General features: G+C 71.7%; 21 protein-coding genes. 16 read left to right on the forward strand and 5 right to left on the reverse strand.

All coding sequences use genetic code 11. The features are described 5' to 3' along the window. Positions 1-15 precede the first annotated feature (15 nt). The 4 genes from BLA60_RS03300 (at position 16) to BLA60_RS03315 (ending at position 3,653) form a co-directional block, all read left to right on the forward strand. On the forward strand, positions 16-636 hold the full coding sequence (locus tag BLA60_RS03300) for a helix-turn-helix transcriptional regulator (RefSeq protein ID WP_075131133.1): 621 nt from the start codon (positions 16-18) through the stop codon (positions 634-636). Further along, entirely contained in the window at positions 633-1,244 is a 612-nt protein-coding gene (locus tag BLA60_RS03305) for a UbiX family flavin prenyltransferase (RefSeq protein ID WP_075131134.1), read from the forward strand. The genes BLA60_RS03300 and BLA60_RS03305 overlap by 4 nt, the downstream gene beginning before the upstream one ends. A gap of 114 nt (positions 1,245-1,358) precedes the next feature. Beyond that, entirely contained in the window at positions 1,359-2,612 is a 1,254-nt protein-coding gene (locus tag BLA60_RS03310; RefSeq protein ID WP_162292890.1) for an MFS transporter, read from the forward strand. Positions 2,613-2,615: 3 nt separating this feature from the next. Continuing rightward, complete coding sequence (locus tag BLA60_RS03315; protein ID WP_075131136.1) at positions 2,616-3,653, forward strand: histidinol-phosphate transaminase; 1,038 nt, start codon at positions 2,616-2,618, stop codon at positions 3,651-3,653. A 4-nt stretch (positions 3,654-3,657) separates the two neighbouring features. Here BLA60_RS03315 and BLA60_RS03320 read toward each other — a convergent pair whose 3' ends face one another. The 5 genes from BLA60_RS03320 to BLA60_RS03340 form a co-directional block, all read right to left on the reverse strand. After that, positions 3,658-6,438: an FtsX-like permease family protein gene (locus BLA60_RS03320; protein WP_075131137.1), complete on the reverse strand. Its 2,781-nt coding sequence runs from the start codon at positions 6,436-6,438 to the stop codon at positions 3,658-3,660. Between the two features lie 80 nt (positions 6,439-6,518). Next, on the reverse strand, positions 6,519-7,328 hold the full coding sequence (locus tag BLA60_RS03325; RefSeq protein WP_075131138.1) for an SDR family NAD(P)-dependent oxidoreductase: 810 nt from the start codon (positions 7,326-7,328) through the stop codon (positions 6,519-6,521). Beyond that, entirely contained in the window at positions 7,325-8,167 is an 843-nt protein-coding gene (locus BLA60_RS03330; protein ID WP_075131139.1) for an amidohydrolase family protein, read from the reverse strand. The genes BLA60_RS03325 and BLA60_RS03330 overlap by 4 nt, the downstream gene beginning before the upstream one ends. Beyond that, positions 8,164-9,351, reverse strand: coding sequence for a mandelate racemase/muconate lactonizing enzyme family protein (locus BLA60_RS03335; RefSeq protein ID WP_075131140.1), 1,188 nt, complete (start codon positions 9,349-9,351; stop codon positions 8,164-8,166). The genes BLA60_RS03330 and BLA60_RS03335 overlap by 4 nt, the downstream gene beginning before the upstream one ends. Further along, positions 9,345-10,775, reverse strand: a complete 1,431-nt coding sequence (locus tag BLA60_RS03340) for an aspartate aminotransferase family protein (protein WP_084734582.1) — start codon at positions 10,773-10,775, stop codon at positions 9,345-9,347. Before BLA60_RS03340 ends, BLA60_RS03335 begins: the two co-directional genes overlap by 7 nt. Before the next feature lie 118 nt (positions 10,776-10,893). On the opposite strand from BLA60_RS03340, the gene BLA60_RS03345 reads away from it, so the two are divergent. The 12 genes from BLA60_RS03345 (at position 10,894) to BLA60_RS03400 (ending at position 25,050) form a co-directional block, all read left to right on the forward strand. Beyond that, positions 10,894-11,688 (forward strand): IclR family transcriptional regulator, encoded by a 795-nt coding sequence (locus BLA60_RS03345; protein WP_075131141.1) that lies wholly within the window; start codon positions 10,894-10,896, stop codon positions 11,686-11,688. A 222-nt stretch (positions 11,689-11,910) separates the two neighbouring features. Next, positions 11,911-13,935 carry a hypothetical protein gene (locus BLA60_RS03350; protein WP_211288573.1) on the forward strand — a complete coding sequence of 675 codons (2,025 nt, stop codon included), beginning with the start codon at positions 11,911-11,913 and terminating at the stop codon, positions 13,933-13,935. Between the two features lie 12 nt (positions 13,936-13,947). Next, positions 13,948-16,056: a hypothetical protein gene (locus tag BLA60_RS03355; RefSeq protein ID WP_211288574.1), complete on the forward strand. Its 2,109-nt coding sequence runs from the start codon at positions 13,948-13,950 to the stop codon at positions 16,054-16,056. Then, positions 16,049-17,308 carry a Gfo/Idh/MocA family protein gene (locus BLA60_RS03360; protein WP_075131142.1) on the forward strand — a complete coding sequence of 420 codons (1,260 nt, stop codon included), beginning with the start codon at positions 16,049-16,051 and terminating at the stop codon, positions 17,306-17,308. Before BLA60_RS03355 ends, BLA60_RS03360 begins: the two co-directional genes overlap by 8 nt. Before the next feature lie 29 nt (positions 17,309-17,337). Continuing rightward, entirely contained in the window at positions 17,338-18,561 is a 1,224-nt protein-coding gene (locus tag BLA60_RS03365) for an ABC transporter substrate-binding protein (protein WP_075131143.1), read from the forward strand. 62 nt (positions 18,562-18,623) lie between these two features. Continuing rightward, on the forward strand, positions 18,624-19,529 hold the full coding sequence (locus tag BLA60_RS03370) for a carbohydrate ABC transporter permease (protein ID WP_075131144.1): 906 nt from the start codon (positions 18,624-18,626) through the stop codon (positions 19,527-19,529). After that, a complete protein-coding gene (locus BLA60_RS03375) occupies positions 19,526-20,356 on the forward strand; it encodes a carbohydrate ABC transporter permease (protein ID WP_211288575.1) in 831 nt (276 codons plus the stop codon). The genes BLA60_RS03370 and BLA60_RS03375 overlap by 4 nt, the downstream gene beginning before the upstream one ends. A gap of 2 nt (positions 20,357-20,358) precedes the next feature. Beyond that, the gene (locus tag BLA60_RS03380; protein ID WP_075131145.1) at positions 20,359-21,381 is read left to right on the forward strand and encodes an NAD-dependent epimerase/dehydratase family protein; all 1,023 of its coding nucleotides are present in this window, start codon (positions 20,359-20,361) and stop codon (positions 21,379-21,381) included. 1 nt (position 21,382) lies between these two features. Next, the gene (locus BLA60_RS03385) at positions 21,383-22,375 is read left to right on the forward strand and encodes a dihydrodipicolinate synthase family protein (protein WP_075131146.1); all 993 of its coding nucleotides are present in this window, start codon (positions 21,383-21,385) and stop codon (positions 22,373-22,375) included. Then, positions 22,359-23,312 (forward strand): hydroxyacid dehydrogenase, encoded by a 954-nt coding sequence (locus BLA60_RS03390; protein WP_084734585.1) that lies wholly within the window; start codon positions 22,359-22,361, stop codon positions 23,310-23,312. Before BLA60_RS03385 ends, BLA60_RS03390 begins: the two co-directional genes overlap by 17 nt. After that, positions 23,309-24,205: a GNAT family N-acetyltransferase gene (locus BLA60_RS03395; protein WP_075131147.1), complete on the forward strand. Its 897-nt coding sequence runs from the start codon at positions 23,309-23,311 to the stop codon at positions 24,203-24,205. Before BLA60_RS03390 ends, BLA60_RS03395 begins: the two co-directional genes overlap by 4 nt. 86 nt (positions 24,206-24,291) lie before the next feature. Beyond that, on the forward strand, positions 24,292-25,050 hold the full coding sequence (locus BLA60_RS03400; RefSeq protein ID WP_154814077.1) for a metallophosphoesterase: 759 nt from the start codon (positions 24,292-24,294) through the stop codon (positions 25,048-25,050). Positions 25,051-25,122: the final 72 nt, after the last annotated feature.

Raw genomic sequence — 25,122 nt, forward strand, 5'->3', positions numbered from 1 at the left:
AATGGGGTCGACCGAATGACGGCACCACCCGGGGAAATCAGGGTCCTGGTCAACGAACGCGAGTCCGTGGTCCGGTCGGCCATCGCCCGGCTCGGTGGGATCGTCTGTGCCGGCGCGGTCGGGGACCCGGCCGACGTCGTCGGGGCGGTGGCCGCGACCGGTGCGCGGGTCGTGGTCTACGACGAGGCGGGCCTGGGGCACCAGGCCGTGTCCGAGTCGCTGGCCGGCCTGGTCGCCCCCCGCGCGGTGGTGCTGGCCGGTGACGGTGTCCCGCCCGCGCGGCACCTGGCCGGCGGTGCCTTCGGCCTGGTGCCGCGCACGGCCGCCCCGGCGGAACTGGGGCTGGCGATCCGGGCGGTGGCCGGGGGCGGGATGTACCTGGCGGCCGACCACGCCGGGCGCCTGCTGGAGACCCTGACCGGTGGTTCCGGCGTTCGCGGGCTGACCCTGCGCCAGCACGAGGTGCTCGACCTGCTGGCCACCGGCGCCTCCAACGCCGAGATCGCCTCGGTGCTCTCGGTGAGCGAGAAAACCGTGAAATCACATGTGTCGGGCATTCTCAACCGGCTCAACCTGCGCAACCGCACCCAGGTGCTGGCCTACCTGATGAGCTGCGAACGGATCCCGGTCCGATGAGCGGCCCCCGCCGGATCGTCGTCGGCGTGACCGGCGCGACCGGGACGGTGTACGCGGTGCGGCTGTTGACGGCGTGCCGTTCGGCCGGCCTGGAGACCCATCTCGTGGTGTCCTCGTCGGGCGAGCTGACCAGGGCGACCGAGACCGACCTGAGCCGTGCGGACCTGCACGGGCTGGCCGACGTGGTGCACCGGCCCGGCGACTTCACCGCCCCGGTGGCCAGCGGTTCGTTCCCCACGATGGGCATGGTGGTCGCGCCGTGCTCGGTGCGCACGCTCTCGGCGATCGCCTACGGCACCACCGACAACCTGCTCACCCGCGCGGCCGACGTGACCCTCAAGGAGCGCCGGCGGCTGGTGCTGCTGTTCCGCGAGACGCCGTTGACCATGGGCCACATCCGGGCGATGGCGGCGGCGACCGAGTCGGGCGCGGTGGTTTTCCCCCCGGTACCGGCGTTCTACACCCGACCGGACTCGCTGGCCGACGTCGTCGAGCACACCGTCGCCCGGGTTCTTGACCAATTTGGACTGTCCACTGTGCTCGATGTGCCGCGGTGGGGCCTGTCCGGCGTGGACGGAAGGAATTATCAGCGTTCGTCCTCGGCGTAATCAGTCGGTTGCCCACCGTGACATCGTTTCGTTATGCTTGAAGATCACATTGACCACGACGTGTTGAGGGGTTTCTTTCTCGTGGATGAATCGACGGCGGATGACACCGGCACGGTGGGAACTGGGACCGAGGACGGGGTTGAGCCAACCACTTCCGCACCCGGTCGCCTGCCCGCCGCCTTCTACCGGCTGTTCTCCGCGGCCGTGGTCAGCGGCCTCGGCGACGGGCTGCGGTACACGGCCCTGCCGCTGCTGGCCGCGAGCATCAGCGACCGGCCGAGCGTCGTCGCGACGGTGACCGTGGCCGGCATGCTGCCCTGGCTGCTGTTCGGGCTGCTGGCCGGAGTCCTCGCGGACCGGGCCGACCGGCGTTCGCTGATGTGGATCACCGACTTCACGCGGTCGCTGCTGATCGCCGGGTTCGCGCTGCTGGTCGCCACGAGCACGATGTCGATCTGGCTGATCGCCGTCTTCGCGTTCGTCATCGGCTGTGCGCAGGTCATGTTCGACACCGCCGCCGGCGCGTTCCTGCCGGCCGTCGTCGCGCCGGAACAACTCGGCGCGGCCAACGGCCGGTTGATGTCGGCGCAGGTGCTGACCTCCCAGTTCATCGGCCCGCCGATCGCCGGCCTGCTGTTCGCGGTGTCGGTGGTGTGGCTGTTCGTCATCGACTCCATCGGGTTCCTGGTGGCCGCCGTGCTGGTGCTGACGCTGCGCGTGGCCAGGCAGGGCCCGGCGACCAGCGGCGGCTCGGTCGGCTCCGACCTGATGGACGGCCTGCGCTGGCTCAACCGGCACCGCGTGCTGCGCGACCAGTCGGTGCTCTACGTGGCGATGGCGTTCGTCAGTGGCGCCCTGCTCGGCGTGTTCGTGCTCTACGTCAAGCAGGACCTCGACCTCGGCGGCTTCGGCTACGGCCTGCTGATGGCGTGCTTCGCGCTGGGCAACCTCGTGGTGGCGCCGCTGGTGCCGAGGATCCGGGGCGCGGTCGGCGACCGGGTCTCGCTGTCGGCGTCGGTGGTCACCGTGGTGGTGACGCTCACGGCGCTCGGCACGCTGCCGCACCCGGTCGTCGCCGGCCTCGCGCTGCTGCTGTTCGGCGGGGCTGTGATGAACTGGATGGTCGTCACGGTCACCATGCGCCAGGAGATGGTGCCCGACCAGCTGCTCGGCCGGGTGACCAGCACCTACCGCATGCTGGGCTTCGCGGCCAACCCGTTCGGCGCGCTGGCCGGCGGGGCGATCGCCACGGCCGTCGGCATCCGGTCGATGCTGCTGGTCGGCGCTGCGGTGGTCGTGGTGTCCGCGCTGGCGTTCCGCCGGGGCCTGGACAGCCAGCAGATCCTGGATGACGAACCGGCCGGCTGACCGATGGCCGTGCGGATCAGACCCGAGCTGGCCCAGACCCCCGGCTACACCCCGGCGCCCGTGCCGCCCGACGCGATCCTGTTGGCCAACAACGAGGTTCCCGGCCCGCCGCTGCCCGGCGTGCCCGAGGCGGTCGCGGCCGCGACCGGGACGCTGCACCGCTATCCGGACGCGACCTCGACCCCGCTGGCCGCCGGCCTGGCGCGCCACCTGGGGGTGGCGCCGGACCGGGTGGTCGTCGGCGCCGGGTCGGCCGGCGTGTGCCTGCGGGTCCTCCAGGCCCTGTGCGAACCCGGCGACGAGGTGGCCTTCGGCTGGCGTTCCTTCGAGCTGTACCCGCTGCTGGCCCGGACGGTCGGCGCCGTGCCGCGACCGGTTCCGCTCAGCGGTGACCGGCTCGACCTGGACGCCCTGGCGTCGGCGACCGGCCGGCGGACGCGGGTGGTCCTGCTGTGCAACCCGAACAACCCCACCGGTACGGCCGTCACCGGGCACGAGCTGACCCGCTTCCTGGCCGCCGTGCCGCCCCACGTCCTGGTCGTGGTGGACGAGGCGTACCGGGAGTTCGCGACCCCGGGCGCCGTGCCCGACGCCGTGGTGTCGAGCGGGCGGCATCCCCGGGTCGCGGTACTGCGCACGTTCTCCAAGGCCTACGGCCTGGCCGCGCTGCGGGTCGGCTACGGGGTACTGCCGGTCGAGGTCGCCGACGCCGTGCGCCGCGTCGCCCCACCCTTCGGCGTCAGCACGGTCGCCGAGGCCGCCGCCTCGGCCGCCCTGGCCGCGCACCCGGTGATGCTGGCCCGCTGCCGGGAACTGGCCGCCGAACGCGACCGGGTGCGCACGGCGTTGCTGGCGGCCGGGCACCGTGTTCCGGTCAGCCAGGCCAACTTCCTCTGGCTCCCGCTGGGCGAGCGGACCTCGGAGTTCGTCGCCCACTGCCGGGACCGGGGCATCGTCGTGCGCGGCTACGCCGGTGAGGGCGTCCGGGTCACCGTCGGCACCGCGTCCGACAACGACGCCTTCCTGGCCGCCGCCACCTGAGCGCTCATTCCTCGGCCAGCAGGGTCGCCAGCGGAAGACGGCGCAGGACCAGGGCCGGCACGACGGCCGCGAGTCCGGCGACCACGACGGCCGCGACGGCGATCCCGGCGGCGAGCCACACCATGCGCGGACGGATCTCGCCGGCGAACACCGAGACGCCGAGCAGCCCGAGCCCCGAACCCAGGACGGCGCCGACGGCTCCCATGGCCAGACCCTCGTACCCGACCAGTCGCAGCAGGGCGTGGTTGGACCAGCCGCTGGCCCACAGCGTCGCGAGCTCGGCGGCGCGTTCCCGGATGTTGATGTAGAGCAGGTCGGCGATCATCAGCACACCGAGGCTCACGGCGGTGATCGCGGCGACCAGGTCGACCGTGCGCACCCGCAGGGCCACGGCGTCGCCGAGCAGGGTGCCGACGACGTCGTCGGTGAACGCGAACGCCAGCACGACGAGCACCGTGAGCGCGCCGACGCCGACGGCCAGCGCGGTGACGCCCAGCGCGGTGCGCCCGGGGACCCGCCACAGGTTGCCCAACGCCAACCCGAGAACGCTGGTTCGGTGGCGTACCCGCCGGACCCTGGCCGGTGGACGCAGCGCGGCCAGCGGCCGGGATCTCGCGGCGAGCAGCGCGGGTGCGACGGCGGCGAGCACGGCGATCCCCAACGCGACCGGCACGGCGATGAGCGCGTGCTGGAGGGTGATCGGTGCGCCGGCCGTGTCGGCCAGGCCCATCGCCAGCGCGCCGGACAGCACCCCCGCGATCAGCCCGACGCCGACCACCTCGGCGAGCACGACCCCGGCCAGGCGCCGGGCCGGCCAGCCAAGACAGGTCAGCACCGCCAGCTCGCGGCGGCGGTCGCGGACCGCGGCGGTGACCGCGTTGGCCAGGAACAGCGTGCACACCACCAGGATCAGCCCGAACAGGACGAGGCTCTTGCGGTCGGCGGCCTGCACGATCGCCACCGCGGCGCCCTTGCGTGACCAGTCCTCGGTCAGTGTCAGCCCCGGCCGCCCACCACCGGCGGACAGGGCCACGGTGAGCGGCTGCGGGGACGAGCCGAGGGTGACGTCGACGTCCAGACCGGTGGTGGTGGCGATCCGCTCGGCGGTCGTGCGCAGCAACTCCTGGCTGCGTTCGTCGACGCCGGTCACCCCGGCCACCCGGACCCGGACCGCGCTGACCGGCTCGTCCTCGCGCCACAGGCTCGTGATCGCGCTGAGCGAGTCGAGGTTGGTGAGGATGAGCGGCGGGGTGTTCAGGTAGTCGGCGGGATTGCTGTTGGGCCGCAACGCCTCCCCGCCGAGGAGGTCGCGCGACCGCTGGTCGGCGCCGACGGCCCGGGGGGCCTGGTAGGTCTCCAGCGGGACGGTGGTGAGCGGGGAGAAGTCGCTGATCCGGGCCGGGTCGAACTTGCCGACCTGGGTGTACTCCGGCTTCCGTCGCGACGAGGACATGGTTCCGCCCAGCCTGGTCAGCCGGCGGAACCCCTTCTCCGCGACCAGCCTCGGTGGCAGGTCGAAGTACACGCCGACGTCCCGGATCGTCCAGGCCTCCGGATCCGGCGTGCGCACCTCGGGACGCAGCACCCCGTCGGCGCCGGTGTGGTAGCTGGGTGGGCCGACCCGGTACATGATGCTGGCGTCGGCGTACGCCACGTCGGCGTCGAGCCACGGGTTGCTCGAGACCCGGACCGGCTCGCCCGCGGACGCGCCCTTCACGTCGGCCAGTCGCGGTACCCAGTCGTCCCATTCCCGGTCGACGGCCGTCTCCGCCAGCTCAGGACCCAGGCTCTCGACCGACAGCTCCACCTGTTCGTCCAGGTACCGGGCGTTGGCGGTGAGCGCCGGGATGCCGGTGAAGTACTGGTCCCGCTCGTCGGTGGACCGGGGGTCACGTGTGCGGGCGGGGCGGTCGGTCGGGGACAGGTACCGGCCGGAGACGATCGCGTCGTCCAGACCCACCAGCTCGGCCTCGGCGGCCGGGTCGATGGCCGCGGCGAGCACCATCACGTTCCAGGTGACCGTGACGACGAGCCGGTCACCCGGCGGTGCGCCGCGGTCGGCGATGGCGTTGAGGTACTGGCCGTTCTCGTTGACCCAGTACGGTTCCACCCTGGTCCGTTCCCGGGCGGTCGTGCCGTCGGCGGTCTCCCAGTCCTCGTAGGGCCGGACACAGACCTGCCGGAACTCCTCGGCCGAGACCACCTCCCGTACGGTCACGCAGCCTTCCATCCCGCCGACCCAGTACGTGCCGTCGGCCCATTTGCCGTAGTCGCTGTCCTCCGCGACCAGCCGGTTGCGGCTGAGGTAGACGTAGCGTGGCGCGTCGTCGAGCACGGTGAGTCCGTGGTTGGCGATCACGCTCGGGGTGATCCGGAACAGCTGCCGGCGGGCGGTGGGATCCACCTGGTCGGTGAGGTCGACGGTCTGGTTGAGCTGGAGCTTGACGTAGCCGAGCATGGCGATCGGCGCCGCGACCTCGACGTTGCCGGCCGCGCGGATCTGGTCCAGCTGTGCCAGCGAGATGCCGCCGTAGCTGCCGGACAGCGAGTTCGGGGCGATGAGCCCGCGTTCGCGCTCCAGGTCGTTGCGGCTTCCCCGGGGGCGCACCAGGATGTCGTAGGCCGAGCGCGCGTGGGCGGCGACCGTGCTCTCGACCTGGAGGCGCTGCACGGCCGCCCCCGCGCTGAGCACGGTGAACCCGGTGGTGGCGACGAGGACACCGGCGAGCAGCGCGACGGTGCGCCGTGGCCGGCCGCGCAGTTGGGCGAACACGAACCGCAGCACGGGCCCACTCTGACGTCATGCATTGTGACAATGCAAGACCGCGTGCCCGGCCGAGACCCAGCCGTGATGCCAGGAGCGGGTCACAGCGAGTTGCGGTAGGGCGGCATGAACCGGTGGCGGGGCATCTGATCGGCGAGAACACCACCGTCGACCACCAGCGTGGTGCCGGTGACGTAGCGGGCCGCGTCGGAGGACAGGTAGACCACCGCGCCGGCGACGTCCGATGGCTCCCCGTACCCGCCGGCGAGCGGGATCCGCTCCTCCCAGGCGGCCTCGAACTCCCCACGGGCCAGGGCGAAACCCTCGTCGATCGGGGTGGCGATCATGCCGGGCGCGACCGCGTTGACGGTGATCCGGTGCCGGCCCAGCTCCGCGGCCAGCGAGCGGGTGACCAGTTCGACCGCCCCCTTGGACGCGTTGTAGTGCGCCAGGCCGGCCTCGGCCATGAGGCCGTTCTTCGACGAGATGTTCACGATCCGCCCCGGCCGGCCGTCGGCGATCATGTGCTCGGCGATCCGCTGCGACAGGAAGAACACGGCGTCCACGTTGACCGCCATGATCGCCCGCCACGCGGCCGGCGTGATCTCGTTGAAATGGTCCAGCCGGGCCACGCCCGCGTTGTTCACCAGGACGTCGACCGGGCGGGTCGCCCACAGCAGGTCGGCCAGGTCGGCGAGGCCCTCGGTGTCGGCGAGGTCGAACGGGACCACCGTGCACGTCCGGCCACAGGCCTCGACCAGCGCCCGGGTGTCATCGGTCGGCGGGCCACCGGGCCGGTCGACGACCGTGACGTCCGCGCCGGCCCCGGCCAGCGCCACCGCGATCGCCTGACCGAGCCCACGCGCGCCACCGGTCACCACGGCCGACCGTCCACTGAGGTCGAACGTCATGACAACCCCAGCAGTGACAGCGAGTCCCGCTCGATGAGCCGTTCGATCTCGTCGCGATCCAGCGGCGGGAGACCGGGGATCCCCGGGACCGCCCCCACCTCGCGCAACCCGTCGATCGACGCGTTCACCGTGGTGAACGGGTAGTCGCTGCCGAACAGCAGCTTGCCCCACACCCCGTAGTCCTGCACCAGCCGCAGGCTGTGCCACAGCTGGAACGGCCGGTAGTGCAACGCCGACACGTCGGCGTACACGTGCGGGTGCTTGCGGATCACCGCGACGCACTCACCCTCGAACGGGTGCCCGAGATGCGCCAGCACCATCCGCAGCTCCGGATGCCGGATGGCGACCTCGTCCAGGTGCACCGGGAACGCGTAGCGCAGCGGCGCGGCTGACACGAACGTCGTGCCGGTGTGCACGAGCAGCGGCAGCCCGTTGGTCGAGGCGTAGGCATACAGGTCGTCGTACTCCGGTGCGGCGGGGTCGAACCCCGCGTACATCGGCATCAGCTTGATGCCGCGCAGCCCGAGGTCCCGGTGCCCGTGCTCCAGTTCCTCCCGCCAGCCCGGCTGGGTCGGGTCCAGCGACAGGTACCCGACCAGCTGGTCCGGATGGGCCCCCACGTACTCCGCGACCGCCGCGTCGTCCACCCACAGCCCGGACCGCCTGGCCTTGCCGCCCACGACGATCGTCCGCGTGCCGGCGGGCGCGCTCGCCGCGTACTCCGCCCACCGCACGGTCAGGTCGACGTGCCCGCCGTGCGCGCGCGCCGACTCCGCCGCGAACGGGTCACCGACGTGGTCCGGGCAGGTGAACAGGTGCGAGTGGACGTCCACGATCATGTCCGGTTCCGTTTCTCCCAGCCGTCGGCGAACATGTTCCAGAAGCGGTGGGTCGGCGGGTGCTCGGCGAACACCTCGTCCACCAGCTCCACCCCCAGACCCGGCCGCTCCGGCAGCTCGACGTACCCGTCGACGACCGGCAGCGCGCCCCGCACGGCCTGAGCCACGTACGGTTCGAGCAGCCCGTCGAAGGTCTCCAGGACGGTGAAGTTCGGGATGCCGAGCACCGCGTGCACCGATGCGGTGGTGCACAGCGGCGAGTTGGAGTTGTGCGGCGCCACCGTCATCGCGTGCACGTCGGCCATCGCGGCGAGCTTGCGGACCTCGGTGAACCCCCCGGCCATCGACAGGTCCGGCTGGATGATGTCGACCGCGTTCGTGTCGAACAGGCGGGCGTACTCGTAGCGGTTGTGGAAGTGCTCGCCGCCCGAGATCGGGAACGCGGCGCGGGCCCGCAGCTCGGCGTAGCGCTCGATGTGGGTCCACGGCAGCGGTTCCTCGAACCAGCCGAGGTCGAACGGCTCCAGCGCCGCCACCAGCCTGGCCGCCGTGTGGAACGCGAACCGCGCGTGCCCCTCGACGAACAGGTCGACGTCGGGCCCGACCGCCTCCCGCACGGCCGCGACGATGTCCAGCGAGAGCCGGAACTCCGGCCGGGACAGCTCGCCGAGCCCCGCGCCGAACGGGTCGAACTTCAGCGCGCCGTACCCGGCGGCCACGGTCTCCCGCGCCCGTTCGGCGAACGCGGCCGGCTCCCGGTCGCCGGTGTACCAGCCGTTGGCGTACACCCGCACCCGGTCGCGGCACGCGCCACCGGTCAGCCGGTACACCGGCACGCCCAACGCCTTGCCCATCAGGTCGTGCAGCGCCTGGTCCACACCGGACACGACGATGCCGCCGATGTCGCCGCCGCGCAGGAAGTCGCCCTGGTACAGCCGCAGCCACAGCTCCTCGACGTCGAACGGGTCGGCGCCGACGAGGTGGCGGGCCCCCATCGCCTCGGCGAGCTGGCAGGTCTCGCGTACCCGGTACGGGTGGGTGATCTCGCCGACTCCGGTCAGGCCCTCGTCGGTGTGCACCCGGACGTACCCGAAGTCGCGCCACGCCGTGCCGAGCATGAGGGTCTCGACCCGGGTGATCCGCCCGGCCGGTCCGGCCGGGCGGGTGGAGTTGACCGTCAGCACGGCAGCGCCCCGGCCATGGTCGACGCGCCGGAGACGTCGGTCGTCGGGTCGGCGAGCTGGGCCCGGACGGCGATCTCGGTCGCGGCCAGCAGACGGTCGACGTCGTCGTCGGTGTGCGCGTAGGACAGGTGGCTGCGCTTGAGGTTGAGCGGCAGCTCGAAGATCCCGTGGTCCAGCAGCCGGCGGCGGTAGCCGACGAACATCCCGGTGTCGTTGGCCAGCAGGTCGTCGTAGCTGCGGGGAGCCTTGGCCAGGAAGTAGGTGACGAACACCGAGCCGTACCCGGCGACGACCGCCGGCACGCCCAGCCCCGCGTACAGCGCGCTCAGCTCGGTGCGGACCCGCTCGCCGAGCCGGAACACGTGCTCGTGCACCGGTTCGGCGCGCAGTTTGTCCAGTGTGGCCAGTGCGGCGGCGACCACGGCCGGGTGCCCGTTGTAGGTGCCGGCGAAGAACACCGGCGCCCCGGGGCGGGAGCTGAACAGGTCCATCAGATCGGCGCGCCCCCCGATCGCGCCGATCGGGTAGCCGTTGGCGATGGCCTTGCCCATGGTGGTCAGGTCCGGCCGGATCCCGGCGATCCGCTGCCAGCCGCCGAGGTCGTGCCGTACGCCGGTGATCACCTCGTCGAACACCAGCACGCTGCCGTGGCTGGTGCACTCCTCCCGCAACGCCGCCAGGAACTCCTGGTCCGGCAGCAGGCAGCCGACGTTGTGCGGCACCGGCTCCACGATCACCGCGGCGATGTCGGCGCCGTGGGTGGCGAACGTCTCGCGCACCTGCGCCACGTCGTTGAACCGCAGGACCAGCGTCGACTCCAGGACCTCGGGCAGGATGCCGGTGGAGATCGGGTCGTGCCGGCCGACGCGGTCGGGTGCGGAGATCACGTTGAGGCTGACCGAGTCGTGCCAGCCGTGGTAGCAGCCCTGGAACTTCACCACCAGCCGGCGTCCGGTCGCGGCCCGTGCCACGCGCAGCGCGTGGAAGGTCGCCTCCGAGCCGGTGCTGGTGAGCAGCACCCGCTCGAAGCTGGGCATCAGCTCGGCGAGGGTCTCGGCGAGCCGGACCTCGCCCTCGGTGACACCGACGCCGCACAGGTCCAGTTCGCGGGCCGTCTCGGTGACGGCGGCGTCCACGTCGGGGTCGGCGTGGCCGAGCAGCGGTGGGCCGAAAGCGGCGTGGTAGTCGGTGTACTCGCGCCCCGTCGTGTCCCAGAAGCGCGAGCCCCTGGCCCGGGCGATCACCAGATCGCCGAGGCCGGGAACGTTGCGCTGCCCACTGTTGACGCCGCCGGGGATGAGCCGACGGGCCCGTTCGGGCAGGGGAGTGGACGGGGTCTGCTGGTGGATCACGTGGTTCTCCTCGATGTCACCGCCGGACCAGCCCCGATCCAGGGTGACGCGGATGTCATTCCGCCGCGACATGCGCTTTACGAAACACTATTCGGTCTTGTCGAACAGTACGGCGATCGTAAGGTGCCGAAAGAACCAGGTCAACGGATTGCTTGAAGATTTGTGCGGCATAGCCTTAAGGTGTTCGGCTATGACGAACAGCGAGGAGTCCCGGTACTGGGTACGCAGCGTCGCACGCGCCGCGGACGTCCTGGAGGTGCTGGCCGACGGCGCCCTGGGCAAGGGGCTGAGTGTGACCCAGATCGCGAGTGCCTGCGGCCTGTCCAAGAGCTCCGCGTTCGCGACCCTGCACACCCTGCAACAGCGCGGCCTGGTCGCCGACGACGGCGAGGGCATGAACCGGCGCTACCGGCTCGGCATGGCCCTGGCCCGCCTCGGTGACCGCGCCCGCGACCAGCTCTCGCTGCGCGACGTGGCCCGCCCGGTCCTGGTCGAGCTGACCGCCGCCACCGGCCTGACGTCACGGCTCGCGGTGTCCGAGAGCGACCACGCGGTGGTGATCGACCAGGTGACCAACGGCGAACGCGTCCAGGTGGACCTGCGGATGGGCATCCGCGAACTGCCGCACTGCACCGGGCTGGGCAAGGCGCTGCTCGCCGAACTCGACGACCACCAGGTCACCGACCTCATCGAGCGGGTCGGGATGCCACGGCGGACCGGCCGCACCATCACCCAGCTCGACCAGTTACTGGCCCACCTGCGCGACATCCGCGAGACGGGCTACGCGTTCGACGACGAGGAGGACGCCACCGGGGTGTTCTGCATCGGCTCCGCGCTGCGCGACCACACCGGCGCGTGCGCGGGCGCCATCAGCATCACCGGACTGAAGATCGGGCTGCCGACCTGGCAGTACCAGGAGCTGGGCCGGCAGGTGCGGGACGCCGCCGTGATCATCTCCGAACGACTGGGTCACCGCCCCGCTTGACGCCGTGTTCGAGACCTGTTTAGAGTTCCGCCACCAATCGGGCGTACAGCTGGCCCTCCGCGATGTCACAGCCCCGACCGCGGAAGGTTCGGTCAGCAGCTCCGCCGCCTGCACGCCTCGCGTGTTCGCCCGGCCTTCCTTTCCCCGTCGCCGCCCCTCGCGCGGCCGTGGGGCCGGATCGCGTGAAAGCCGAGGCGTTCGATGACGAGTCAGATTCGTGCTGTGCCAACGGTTTCCGGTCTGTCGTCGGTGCCAGGTGTGTCCGACGGCACGGTCGTGCGGGTCGCCGGGTACCACCAGCCGGGCGACGGCGGTGGCATGCTCGTGCGCTGGGACGCGCGCTCCGCCGCCCCGGTCAACGGCGGCACCGTCCTACCCGGACAGAAGCGGGGCCGCTGGCTCCAGCTGCACGAGGGCGTGGTCGACCTCCGCACGTTCGGCCTGTTCGACGCGACGCGGCCAGCCGACGACGCGCTCGCCGCGCTGGTGAACGACCCGGCCGTACACCGTGTCGAGGGACACACGGACCTGTTGTTCCAGCGGCGGCACACGTTCACCCGTTCCGGGCTGGAGCTGGACTTCGGCGGCCACACCGTTCGCACCGACGGTATCGAGCGCAACACCCACGACAACCCGTTCGGCGCGGTGATGTTCTTCCGGGGCACGGTCACCGACAGCACGGTGACGCACACGCTCACCGCCGTGCTGCCCGACCAGGACGACGTGTTCGAGGTCGGCGACTCGGCGCGGTTCGCCGTCGGCCAGTGGTGGACCGCCGTGGTGAACACCCTCGCCGGCGGTGACGAACGGGAGCTGCAGAAGCTCGTCCAGGTCACCCAGGTCGTGGACGCCACCCGCATCCGGGTGAACTACCGCATCGGCTGGGAACTGGGCGTGGGACGCACCATCACCTGGACGCGGGTCGAGCCGGTCGAGCGGGTGCACGTGCGGAACATGGTCTTCGTCGGCGCCCCGCCCTACGACGGCCCACCGAACGGCGAACTGCCCGACGACCGCGAGTACACCGGATCGCACCCGGTCGCCTACGAGTACGCGGTCCGCTGCGACGTCTCGGACGTCCACGCCACCCGAACCTGGTGGCCGGTGGTGATGCGCCGCTGGTGCACGTTCTTCCGCACCGAACGCAGCTCGCTGACCAACCCGCCGACCGTGTTCTACGGCGGCGCCGGCTACCTCACCCAACAGATCTACTGCCTGTACGGGCGCGTCGCCGACTGCCACACCGCCAACGCCCGCCACCTCAACGACTGGACCGCGTCGGCCTACGGCATCGTCGAGAACTGCCACGGCGACGGCGACGACGCCGGCGGCAACCCGTTCACCACACACGGCCAGTACGAGCACGACCTGGTGTTCGTCGGCAACTCCGGGCTGATGGACATCGCGAACTCCGGGGCGCAGTGGGGGATCAGCGCCAAGCGGATCACGGTCAAACGGCACGTCTGCTCGTGGTTCGTGGCCAACACCAGGATCACCGACCTGACGCTGGAGGACGTGCACGTCGTGCCGAGGTCGACCTTCGACCCCGGCGGCACGCTGACCGTCAACGCCGACGGCGTCCAACTGCGGGGCTGCTCGGCCAGCACGTTCGCCGTGGCGCAGCGCTCCAACCGCTCCGCCCGGCCCAACGTGATCGCCGACTGCGCCTTCGACCTGCCACCCGACCAGGTACTCGTCCAGACCCCGGTCACCAACACCGTCCACTTCGTCCGGTGCCGCTTCGGCAACGCCACCGGTGCCGTGCTGCGTGGCCCGGGCGCCGTGCACTTCACCGACACCGTGGTCGACGGCGGCGAGGGCGCCGCGCCGATGCTCGTCGGCTCGGCCGAGGTCGTGGTGTCCGGCGGCCGGTTCACCAACACCGGCCTCAAGCTCACCGCCGTGCGTGACCAGCGCCTGGTCGTCGGCGGCGGCGCGGTCCTCGACGGCACCAACACCGACCGCGCGCTGCTCTCGCGCGCCGAGGGCGCCGGCACGATCGTCTGGCAGCTCGGCGACTACCGCAGCACCGCCGCCGACGGCACCGCGCACGTCGCGATCACCAGTGGCGCCAACCGGTACAGCGCCCTCGGCGCCGACTTCACCGGCGGCGCGCTGAGGTTCGCCGACGCGGCCTTCGCCGACGGCTCCCACCTGCTGCACACCCACTGCACCGAACAGAACGTCACGCGGTCCGTTCCCCCCGACGGCCCCCGTGTGCACACCACCCCGAACCTGACCTTCTGAGGAGACCCCGCGATGAACCCCTCTCGTCGTGCATTACTCGTGGCCGGTGGCACCGGCGGCATCGCCCTGCTCACCCCCGCCGTGGCCAGCGCCGCCGGCCGGGGCGAGGCCAGAAATGTCCAGGGCGTCGACACGGTCGCCGATCTCCTTGCCCTGGACGGGAACAAGACCCCGGACGGCACTCTGGTCCAGGTCGCCGGGTACCACCGGCCCGGTGACGGCGGCGGCATGCTGGTCCGCTGGGCGGCGGGCGACACCGCGACACCCAACGGCGGCACCGTGATCGGCACGGGAGGCAGGGGCCGCTGGCGTCAGCTGCACGACGGCACCGGCGACTTCCGCACCTTCGGCCTGTTCGACGCGAAGCAGCCGGCCGACGACGCGCTCGACGCACTGGTGAACAACCCCGCCATCGGCCGGATCGAGGCACATACCGACCTGCTGTTCACCCGCCGCCACACCATCGGCCGGTCCGATGTGGAGCTGGACTTCGGCGGCAACACCGTCCGCACCGACGGCATCGAGGAGAACTCGCACGACAACCCGTTCGGCGCGGTGCTCTTCTTCCGGGGCACGGTCACCGACACGGTCGTCACCGCGACCCTGTCCGCCGACCTGCCGGAACTGTCCGACGTGTTCGAGGTGCCCGACTCGGCGGCGTTCGCCGTCGACCAGTGGTGGGCGGCCGAGGTGAACAAGACCACCGGCGCGTGGGAGCGCGAGCTGCAGAAGCTGGTGCAGGTCACCCAGATCGTCGACGGCACCCACATCCGGGTGAACTACCTCAACGGCTGGCCGCTCAAGGCCGGCCGCACGATCACCTGGACGCGGGTCGAGCCGGTTCAGCGGGCGCACGTGCGGAACATGGTGTTCGTCGGCACCGGCACCGACCAGTACAGCGGCGCGCACCCGGTGGCCTACGAGTACGCCACCTGGTGCGACGTGTCCGGGATCGACGCCACCGGCACGTTCTGGCCGGTCGTCATGCGCCGCTGGTGCACCCACTTCCAAACGCGGAGCTGCTCGCTGACCAACCCGAAGTCGGTCACCTACGGCGGCGCCGGCTACCTCACCCAACAGATCTACTGCCTCTACGGGCACGTCGCCGACTGCCACACCTCCAACGCCCGCCACCTCAACGACTGGACCGCGTCGGCCTACGGGCTGGTCGAGAACTGCCACGGCGACGGCGACGACCAGGGCCCGTTCGTCACCCACGGCCAGTACGAGCACGACCTCGTCTACGTCGGCAACTCCGGGCTGATGACCTTCGCGAACTCCGGCGCGGCCTGGGGTTCGGCCGCGAAGCGGATCACCGTCAAGCGGCACGTGTGCTCGTGGTTCGTCGCCAGGGTCAAGGTCACCGACCTGACGCTGGAGGACGTGCGGGTCATCCGCAAGGCCGGCCTGGACGGGTCAGGGATGATCTGGATCAACGCCGACGGCGCCCAGCTGCGGGGCTGCTCGGCCGACAACCAGCTGATCATCTCCCAGGCGTCCGCACTGTCCGCGCGGCCCACCGTCATCGAGGGCTGCGACTTCACCATCGCCGACGGCACCGAGATCGTCCAGGCGTCGGTCACCAGGCCGGTGCACCTGGTCCGCACGGTCCTGTCGAACCTGAACGGCAACGCGTTCAACGGGACCGGTGAGCTGCACCTGACCGGCAGCACCCTCACCGGCCGGGACGGCGGCGCGCCGGTCACGGTCGCGGCCTCCACGGTCACCGTCGACGGCGCCACCCTGACCGGCACCGGCCTGCGGCTGAGCGGCAAGGCCGACCAGCGCCTGCACGTCGGCGGCGGGTCGGTCCTGCGCGGCACCAACAGCGCCAAGGCGTTCCTGTCCCGCGCCGACGCGGCCGGCACCGTCCGCTGGGAACTGCGCGACTACCGCAGCGTCGCCGCCGACGCCGACACCGCGCACGTGGAGATCACCGCCGGCGCCAACGCCTACTCCTCGGTCGGCGCGCAGCTGTCCGGCGGGAAGCTCACCCTCGCCGGTGGCGCGTTCGGCGACGGGTCGTACCTGCAGCACACGGCGTGCGTCGAGGAGGGCGTCGCCCGCGACGTGCCGGCCGACGGGCCACGCGTCCAGACCTCGGGGAACCTCCTTGTCTGAGCGTCGAACCGTCACGCTGGCGCTGGTCGGCGCCGGGAACCGGGGCCAGACCTACGCCTCGTGGATCGCCCGGCACGCCGACCGGGCGCGGCTGGTCGCGGTCGCCGAACCGGACCCGGCGCGCCGCGCGGCCGTCGCGGCGCACCACCCGGGGGTGACCGGGTTCGGTGCGTGGCAGGACCTGCTCGCGGCCGGCGTCGACGTGGACGCCGTGATCATCGCGACCCAGGACGCCGAGCACGCCGCCCCGGCGATCGCGTTCGCCCGCGCCGGCCGGGACCTGCTGCTGGAGAAGCCGATCGCGCCGACCGAGCGGGAGTGCCGGGAGGTGGTGGCCGCGGTGACCGAGGCCGGGGTGCGCCTGGCGGTGTGCCACGTCCTGCGCTACACCCCGTACACCGAGCTGCTGGTGGACGTGCTGCGCTCCGGGGTGGTCGGCGAGATCATGAGCGTCGAGCACCTCGAACCGGTCGGCTGGTGGCACGCCGCCCACTCCTACGTGCGCGGCCCGTGGCGCAGCGAGACGCTGGCCAGCCCCATGCTGCTCGCCAAGTCCTGCCACGACCTGGACTGGCTCTCGTACGTGACCGGACGCCGGGTGGCCAGGGTCGCGAGCTTCGGCGACCTCGGCCACTTCCGGCCGGACAAACGCCCGGAGCGGGCGGCCGACCGGTGCCTGGACTGCGTGCTCGAACCGGACTGCCCGTACTCCGCGCCGAAGCTGTACTTCCCGGTACTGCGGGAGCGCGGCGCGGTGTGGCCGGTGTCGGCGATCACCGACGCCACCGACGAGGCCGGGCTCACCGAGGCGCTGCGCACCGGCCCGTACGGCCGGTGCGTGTACGCCTGCGACAACGACGTAGTCGACCACCAGGTGCTGGCCATCGAGTTCGACGGCGGCGCGACCGGCACGTTCACCATGACCGCGTTCACCGAGCAGACCCACCGCCAGACCAGGATCTTCGGCAGCCACGGCCGGATCGTCGGCGACGGCGAACGACTGTCGGTCCTGGACTTCCGCACCGGGCGGACCGTCGTCCACGAGACCGGCCCCACCGGCGACGCCAACGCCGGCGACGGGCACGGCGGCGGTGACGACGGCGTGATGGCCGCGTTCGTCGGGTCCGTCGCCACCGGCGACGAGGAGTTCCGCCGCTCCGGGCCCGCCGACTCGCTCGCCGCCCACCTCGCCGTGTTCGCCGCCGAACACGCCCGACACACGGGCACGGTCGTCGCCGTGCCCACGCCATGACTTCCGCCCCGAATCCGAGAGGAAAGACCATGAAGCTCCGCGCGATCGCGGCCGCCGTGGTGGCCGCACTCGCCGCCACCACCTCGGCCTGTGGCTCGGCCGAGGACACCCCGCAGGACGTCACGATGTGGGTGTACCCGGTCGTGCCGGACGAGGCGCAGCACCGCGCCTTCTGGGACGAGCAGATCGAGGCCTTCACGAAGGACCACGCGAACATCGACGTGAAGGTCGAGATCTACCCGTGGGCCAAGCGGGAGGAGTCGCTGACCACCGCCATCGCCGGGAACAAGGCGCCCGACCTGGTCTACCTGATCCCCGACCAGATCCCCAAGTTCGCCAAGCTGGTGCAGCCGGTCGACCAGTACCTGCCCGACGAGGTGAAGGGCGACTACCGGGACAACGTCCGGGAGTCGGTCACCATGGACGGCAAGCTGATGGGCGCGCCGATCCTGATGGGCGCCAACCCGTTGATGTGCAACAAGAAGGTCCTCGACGCCGCCGGCGTGTCCGCCCCGGCGACGTGGGACGACCTGCTGGAGATCGCCCCGACGCTCAAGGCCAAGGGCTTCGACGTCACCAACTACTACGCCGACCCGTCCGCGACGCTCAACCAGTCGTTCTACCCGCTGCTGTGGGAGGCCGGCGGTGACGTGTTCGACGAGGACGGCGGCAAGGTCGCGTTCGACGGCGACGCGGGGGTCAGGGCGCTGACGTTCCTCAAGACCCTGGTCGACGAGGGGTACACCGAGAAGGAGCTGATCACCGGCATCCCGGCGTTCGAGCAGACCCGCCTGGCGCAGGGCAAGGTCGCCTGCACCTGGCAGCAACTGCCGGCGGACGTGGAGTCGTTCTGGGGCGCGGACGCCATCACCATCCACCCGCCGCTCAAGGACGAGGAGCAGGTCGGCTACGGCTCGATCGGCGCACTGTCGATGATGAAGCAGTCCGGTGCCAAGGACGCCGCGGGGGAGTGGCTCGCGTTCGTGAGCAGCCCCGAGGTCACCAAGGCCTACGACCTGGCCGGCAACTACTTCTCGCCCTACCAGTCGACCGGCGCGCTCTACACCGACGGCCCGCAGGCCGAGGTCGAGAAGACGCTCGACCAGATGGTCGGTGCCCCGCTGCACGACAAGGCCCGTGACGTGATGGGTCTGCTCGCGCCGGAGATCCAGGCCGCGCTGATCGGGCAGAAGAGCCCCGAGCAGGCCCTGGCGGACGCCGCCGAGGCGGCGAACGGCCTGATCGGCCAGTGACGCCGGCGGCCGGGCCGGCCAGCCGGCCCGGCCGTCACCCAACCCACCCGTGAGGATCACCGATGACGGTCACCGCACCAGCGCCACCGCGGCCCCGCTCCGGGCAACCGCCCCGACCCAGGAAGAGGTACCTGCGACCGGAGGCACTGCTGGGCCTCGGGTTCGTGCTGCCGGTCTTCCTGCTGTTCCTGGTGTTCCGGTTCGGCCCGGCCATCGTCGGTGTCCTGCTCAGCTTCTTCGAGTACACCCTCGGGGACAGCCCCCGGTTCACCGGGTTCGACAACTTCGTCCGGATGTTCGACGACCCGCTGTTCTGGCAGGCGCTGAAGGTGACCGTCATCTTCACCGTGCTCTACCTGCCGCTGTCGATCGCCACGTCGCTGGGGCTCGCGCTGCTGGTGCGGCGCTCGTTCCGGGGGTCGAAGCTGTTCCGGTCGGTGTTCTTCCTGCCGGTGATCACCAGCCTGGTGCTGGCGGCGACCATCTTCACCTGGCTGTTCTCCTCCTCCGGGCCGCTGGGCAAGCTGATCGGCGACTCGTGGCTCGCCTCGACCACGCTGGTGATCCCGGCGCTGGTCATCGTGTCGGTGTGGTCGCGTTTCGGCTACGGGATGCTGATCATCCTGGCCCGGTTGCAGGACGTGCCGCGTGAGCTGGAGGAGGCGGCGCTGGTCGACGGCGCCGGGCCGTGGGCGCGGTTCCGGCACGTGGTCCTGCCGCAGCTGCGCCCGGCGCTGTTCTTCCTCGCGGTGATCGAGACGACCACGTCCTTCCAGGTGTTCGACCTGGTCTACGTGATGACCGGCGGCGGCCCGGCGCGGTCGAGCTACACGCTGGTCATGGCCCTCTACGACCAGGGCTTCCAGTACTTCGACCTCGGTTACGCCTCCGCGCTGGGCGTGGCCCTGTTCGTGCTGACGCTGTTCGTCGCGCTGATCCAGCGTGTGCTGATGGGGAGGTCGAAGTGACCAACGCCCTGCGACCACGACTCGGCGGGAAGATCCTGCGTGGCGTGTTCCTCGCCGTCGCCTCGGTGATCACGATCTTCCCGTTCTACGCGATGATCGTGCTGAGCCTCAAACCGGTGGCGGCGGTGGAGTTCCCGCGCAGCCTGGTGCCGTGGCCGATCGACACCTCCTCCTACGACCGGGTGCTCGGCGGCGGCGACATTCCCCTGTGGACACTGAACACGCTGATCTACTCGGTGGTCAGCGTGGTGCTGGTGCTGCTGCTCTCGTCGCTGGCCGGGTACGCGTTCGCCAAGAAACGCTTCCCCGGCAAGGAGACGATGTTCTGGTCGTTCCTCGCCATGGTGATGGTGCCCTACCACGTCACGCTGATCCCACTGTTCGTACTGATCGCCGAGGCCGGTGGCGTGGACACCTACTGGGGCCTGATCGTGCCCACCCTGGCCAACGCGCAGGCGGTGTTCCTGATGCGCCAGTTCATCGGCACGCTGCCCGACGAGCTGTTCGAGGCGGCCAAGATCGACGGCGCGTCGGAGTGGCGGATCTTCGCCACGATCGTGCTGCCGCTGTGCAAACCGATCCTGGCGACGCTGGGCCTGTTCGTGTTCCTGTGGCACTGGAACGACTTCCTGTGGCCGCTGCTGGTCGGCAAGAGCACCGACATGCGGACCCTCACCGTGGGGATCGCGGCGTTGCAGGAGGAGAACGTGCCGCTGAACGTGGTGCTGGCCGGCGCCACGATCGCCTTCGTGCCGATCTTCGCCGCCTACCTGGTCGGCCAGCGCTACCTCACCGAGGGCGTGACCATGTCCGGAATCAAGGGATGAGGATGTTCGACTCCGAAACCGCGCTGGAAGACGCGCTCACGACCCCGTCGGCCGCCCTGGCCGAATCGCTGGCCACCGGCTCCGGGGACCTGGTGGTGCTCGGCGCCGGCGGCAAGATGGGTCCGACGCTGGCCCGGCTGGCCCGCCGGGGCCTGGACGCCGCCGGCCGAGGCGACGACACGGTCTGGGCGGTTTCCCGCTGGTCGGACCCGGCGGCCGCGACATCGCTTTCGTCCCACGGCGTCCGCACGGTGGCCTTCGACCTGCTGGGCGACCCGGACCTGTCGGCACTGCCCGACGGCGCCGACGTGGTGTTCATGGTGGGCGCCAAGTTCGGCACCACCGGCGCGCCGCACCTGGCGTGGGCGGTCAACGCGGCGCTCCCGGCGCGGGTGGCGCAGCGCTACCGGGACGCGCGGATCGCGTCGTTCTCCACCGGCAACGTGTACCCGCTGGTCGACCTGGCGTCGGGCGGCAGTGTGGAGACCGACCCGGTCGGCCCGGTGGGGGAGTACGCGATGAGCTGCCTCGGCCGGGAGCGGGTGTTCGAGCACGCCGCCGCGCAGGGCGTCGCGGTGAGCGTCCTGCGGCTCAACTACGCGGTCGACCTGCGGTACGGGGTGCTGGCCGACATCGGCCAGACCGTGCTCGCCGGCGAACCGGTGGACGTGACGACCGGCCACGTGAACGTGGTGTGGCAGCGTTACGCCAACGAGGTCGCGCTGCGGTCGCTGGCGCACGCCACCGCGCCCGACCCGTTCGTGCTCAACCTGACCGGCCCGGAGACCGCGTCGGTGCGCCGGATCGCCGCCGTGTTCGCCGACCGGTTCGGCACCGACGTCACGTTCACCGGCTCCGAGGCGCCGACCGCGCTGCTCAACGACGCCACGCGCTGCCACCGCCTGTTCGGCTACCCGGACGTGCCGCTCGGGGTGCTGATCGACCGGCAGGCGGACTGGCTGGCCCGTGGCCTGCCGCTGGCCGGCAAGCCGACGAAGTTCGCCGTTCGGGACGGGAGGTTCTGACATGTCGCTCGCCCCGCTGCTGTCCGGCACGGTCATCCCGGCCCATCCACTGGCGCTCACCGCGTCGCGGCACCTGGACGAACGTCGCCAGCGCGCGCTGACCCGCTACTACCTGGCGTCCGGGGTCGGCGGTCTGGCCGTCGGCGTGCACACCACCCAGTTCGCCATCCGCGAGGCCGGGCTGTTGGGTCCGGTGCTGGAGCTGGCGGCCGGGACGATCCGGGAGTCCGGCCGGTCGGGCGAGGTCGTGGCGGTCGCCGGCGCGTGCGGCCCGGTGGACCAGGCGGTCGCCGAGGCGAGTCTGGCCGCCGACCTCGGCTACGACGCGGTCCTGCTCTCGCCGGTGGTCGACGGCGCGGACGAGGCGGCGCTGCTGGCCAGGGCGCGGGCGGTGGGGGAGGTGCTGCCGGTGATCGGGTTCTACCTGCAGACCGCGATCGGCGGCCCGGTGCTGTCCCGCGAGTTCTGGCGGGCACTGGCCGACCAGCCGACGACCGCGGCGATCAAGGTCGCGCCGTTCGACCGCTACCGCACGCTGGACGTCATCCACGGGGTGGCGGCGGCCGACCGCCGCGACGAGGTCGCCCTGTACACCGGCAACGACGACCACATCATCGGCGACCTGGTGGCGACCATGCCGGGCGGTCTGCGGTTCCGGGGCGGGCTGCTGGGCCAGTGGGCGGTGTGGACGCGGGCGGCGGTGGCGATGTTCGCGCGGCTGCGCACCGACCCGGCCGGTGTCGCCGCGCTGGCCCCGGGCCTGACCGACGCGAACGCGGCCGTGTTCGACGCGGCCCACGGGTTCGCGGGCTGTATCGCCGGGGTGCACGAGGTGTTGCGCCGCCAGGGTCTGCTCGACGGCATCTGGTGTCTCGACCCGGACGAGACCCTGTCTCCCGGTCAGGCCGACGAGCTGTCCCGGGTCACCGCCGCCTACCCGTGGCTGGTCGACGACGAGTTCGTGGCGGAGCACCGCGATGACTGGCTGTCCTGACACGCTGGTCTGCGTGCCTTCGGCGGTGCGTGCGGCCGTGTTCCCGTCCGGTGTCGGCGATGCCCGCCTGCTGGACGACCCGGCCGGGCTCGCGGACGCCCTGCCGGGCACGGAGATCCTGGTGACCGGCTGGGGCCTGCCGGCCCTGGGCGCGGAGCTGTTGGACCGCGCGCCGAACCTGCGGCTGGTGGCCCATCTCGGCGCGTCGGTGAAGTTCCTGGTCACCGAGGAGCTGTTCGCCCGGGGGGTGCGGGTGACCCAGGCCGGTCAGGCGATGGCCCGCCCGGTGGCGGAGGTGGCGCTGGCGTTCACGCTGTCGCTGCTGCACCAGCTCCCGCGTTTCGACCACGCCCTGCACACCGGCGCGCGGTGGGCGGCGGCAGAGCAGGCACCGGCCCGCCACGAGATCCTCGACTGCCCGATCGGTGTGGTCGGCGCGTCGCGCACCGGCCGGGCCTACCTCGACCTGGTGCGAGCGCTGGGCGCCCGCGTGTCGATCAGCGACCCACACTGCACCGACGAACCGGTGCTGCCGCTGGAGGACCTGCTGACGTCCAGTCGCATCGTCGCCCTGCACGCCCCGGTGTTGCCGGAAACCCACCACCTGCTGGGCGCCCGCGAACTGGCCCTGTTGCCCGACGGCGCCGGTGTGGTGAACACCGCCCGCTCCTGGCTGGTGGACGAGCGGGCGCTGCTGGCCGAACTCCGCACCGGCCGTCTCGACGCGGCCCTCGACGTCTTCGACGACGAGCCACTGCCGCCGGATCACGAGTTCCGCCGCCTGCCGAACGTGCTGTTGACCCCACACCAGGCCGCGGGCACGGTCGAGGGCCGTGTCCGCCAGGGCCGGATCGTCCTGGCCGAGATCGACCGCTACCGAGCCGGCCAACCCCTGCGCCACGAGGTGACTCCCGACCAGCTGCCGAGAATCGGGTGACCACCTTCCGCACGGCCCGCCCCGAGGACACCCCGGCCCTGCGGTCGTTGTGGCACACCGTCTTCCCCGACGCCGACCACGTCGTTCCCCTCTACGAACAGGACCGGGGCCGCGCCGCCCGCACCTTCCTGGCCTGCGAGGGCGAAACCCCGGTGGCGGTGGTGTACTGGCTGCCCCGCCCGATCCGTGACCTGACCGGTGCGGCGCGGCGCGTCGGCTGCGTGTCCAGCGTGGCGACCCTGCCCCGGGCGCGCGGCCAGGGCCTGGTCCGCCACCTGCTCACCCTGGCCACCACCTCCATGACAGCCGCCGGCTGCGCCTGGTCGCTCCTGTTCACCGCGACGCCCGCCGTCTACCCGAACTGGACGGTGTTCGACCGCGTCACCGTCCACGGAACCTTCGCCCGGCCCTCCCCCCAGCCCGGCTGGACCACCCGGGAGGCGTCCCTGTCCGAATGGCCCGTCCTGGCCGGCCTGTACACCCGCCACAACGCGACCCGCCCCCTCACCACGTCCCGCACCCCCGACGACTGGACCACCCGCGTCCCCATCTGGTACGCCGAGCACCAGATCCTGCTGGCCAGCCACCACGACACCCCCACGGCCTACGCGATCATCCACTGGCCAACGGCGACCGTCACCGAGTACGCCGCACCGACCGACGCCGGCGCCGCCGCGCTGTTCACCGCCGTGGCCCGCGCCGCCAGCGACCGCCAGGTGACCGCGGGCCGCCTGCTGGCCCCGCCTCCCAGCACGATCGGCGAGCTGTTCACCACGTGGACCACCGCCCACGACCACACCGGCCTGGCCCGCCCGCTCACCGCCGGGGCCACCGAGGTCAGGTCGATCGTCGAGGCGCCAACAGCGGTCCACTGGACGGCCGACTACTTCTGAGGACCGCCGGGAAACCGAGGTGGTCCGCCGATCTCGTGCCGGAGTGGACGTCGCGCCGAGACGCGGGGTCTGGTGGACTGGTCGGTGTGATCGTCTTCGCGCAGGTGAGCGACCTGCATCTGGACGGAAGTGAACGCGCGGCGGAGCGGACGCGCCGGGTCATCGACTACGTGAACGCCCTCGAGTTGGACGCGGTGCTGGTGACCGGGGATCTCGCCGACCACGGGCGGCCCGAGGAGTACGCCGAACTGACCGTCGCGCTGAAGTCACCGCATCCGATGATGCTTCTCCCGGGCAACCACGACCGTCGGGAGGCCTATCGCGAGGGGTTGCTCGGTGAGCCGGCCGATGGTGGGCCGATCAATGTGGTCCAGCGGGTCGGCGACGTGAACTTCCTGCTCGCCGACTCGACGATTCCCGGTCGGAGCAACGGGTTCCTGGCCGAGGAGACGCTGGCCTGGGTGGACTCGACGCTGGCCGCCGACGCGGCGTCGCCCGCGTTCGTCTGCTTCCACCACCCGCCGGTGGCACTGCACAGCCCGCTGGTCGACGTGATCAGGCTGGACAACGCGGCGAGGCTCGCCGAGGTGCTGGGCGGGCACCGCAACGTGGTCGCGGTGCTGTGCGGGCACGCGCACACCGCGGCGACGAGCACGTTCGCCGGTGTTCCGCTCCTGGTCGCCCCGGGCGTGGTGTCCACACTGACGCTGCCCGCCGAACCCCGCCCGGACGTCGACCTCGACCTGCCGCCCGCCCTCTACCTGCACGTCCTGGACGACGAGCGGCGGCTCACCACCCACTGCCGGGTTGTCGTCCAGGACGCGCCCCGCACTTTGACCCCCTGACCGTCAACCCTTGTTTGGTTCACGTTATCCGAATGTTGTGATACATGTCCTAATCGGGTGGCCAGGTGAGGG

Source organism: Actinophytocola xinjiangensis, from assembly GCF_001921215.1.
GTDB lineage: Bacteria > Actinomycetota > Actinomycetes > Mycobacteriales > Pseudonocardiaceae > Actinophytocola > Actinophytocola xinjiangensis.

What these genes read in the sequence shown, in the direction of transcription:
- BLA60_RS03385 (WP_075131146.1), top strand. Translation starts at nt 21,383, where the DNA reads ATGTCGCTCGCCCCGCTGCTGTCCGGCACGGTCATCCCGGCCCATCCA.
- BLA60_RS03325 (WP_075131138.1), bottom strand. Translation starts at nt 7,328, where the DNA reads ATGACGTTCGACCTCAGTGGACGGTCGGCCGTGGTGACCGGTGGCGCG.
- BLA60_RS03390 (WP_084734585.1), top strand. Translation starts at nt 22,359, where the DNA reads ATGACTGGCTGTCCTGACACGCTGGTCTGCGTGCCTTCGGCGGTGCGT.
- BLA60_RS03300 (WP_075131133.1), top strand. Translation starts at nt 16, where the DNA reads ATGACGGCACCACCCGGGGAAATCAGGGTCCTGGTCAACGAACGCGAG.
- BLA60_RS03370 (WP_075131144.1), top strand. Translation starts at nt 18,624, where the DNA reads ATGACGGTCACCGCACCAGCGCCACCGCGGCCCCGCTCCGGGCAACCG.
- BLA60_RS03315 (WP_075131136.1), top strand. Translation starts at nt 2,616, where the DNA reads ATGGCCGTGCGGATCAGACCCGAGCTGGCCCAGACCCCCGGCTACACC.
- BLA60_RS03340 (WP_084734582.1), bottom strand. Translation starts at nt 10,775, where the DNA reads ATGTCGCGGCGGAATGACATCCGCGTCACCCTGGATCGGGGCTGGTCC.
- BLA60_RS03305 (WP_075131134.1), top strand. Translation starts at nt 633, where the DNA reads ATGAGCGGCCCCCGCCGGATCGTCGTCGGCGTGACCGGCGCGACCGGG.
- BLA60_RS03380 (WP_075131145.1), top strand. Translation starts at nt 20,359, where the DNA reads ATGTTCGACTCCGAAACCGCGCTGGAAGACGCGCTCACGACCCCGTCG.
- BLA60_RS03330 (WP_075131139.1), bottom strand. Translation starts at nt 8,167, where the DNA reads ATGATCGTGGACGTCCACTCGCACCTGTTCACCTGCCCGGACCACGTC.
- BLA60_RS03355 (WP_211288574.1), top strand. Translation starts at nt 13,948, where the DNA reads ATGAACCCCTCTCGTCGTGCATTACTCGTGGCCGGTGGCACCGGCGGC.
- BLA60_RS03365 (WP_075131143.1), top strand. Translation starts at nt 17,338, where the DNA reads ATGAAGCTCCGCGCGATCGCGGCCGCCGTGGTGGCCGCACTCGCCGCC.
- BLA60_RS03345 (WP_075131141.1), top strand. Translation starts at nt 10,894, where the DNA reads ATGACGAACAGCGAGGAGTCCCGGTACTGGGTACGCAGCGTCGCACGC.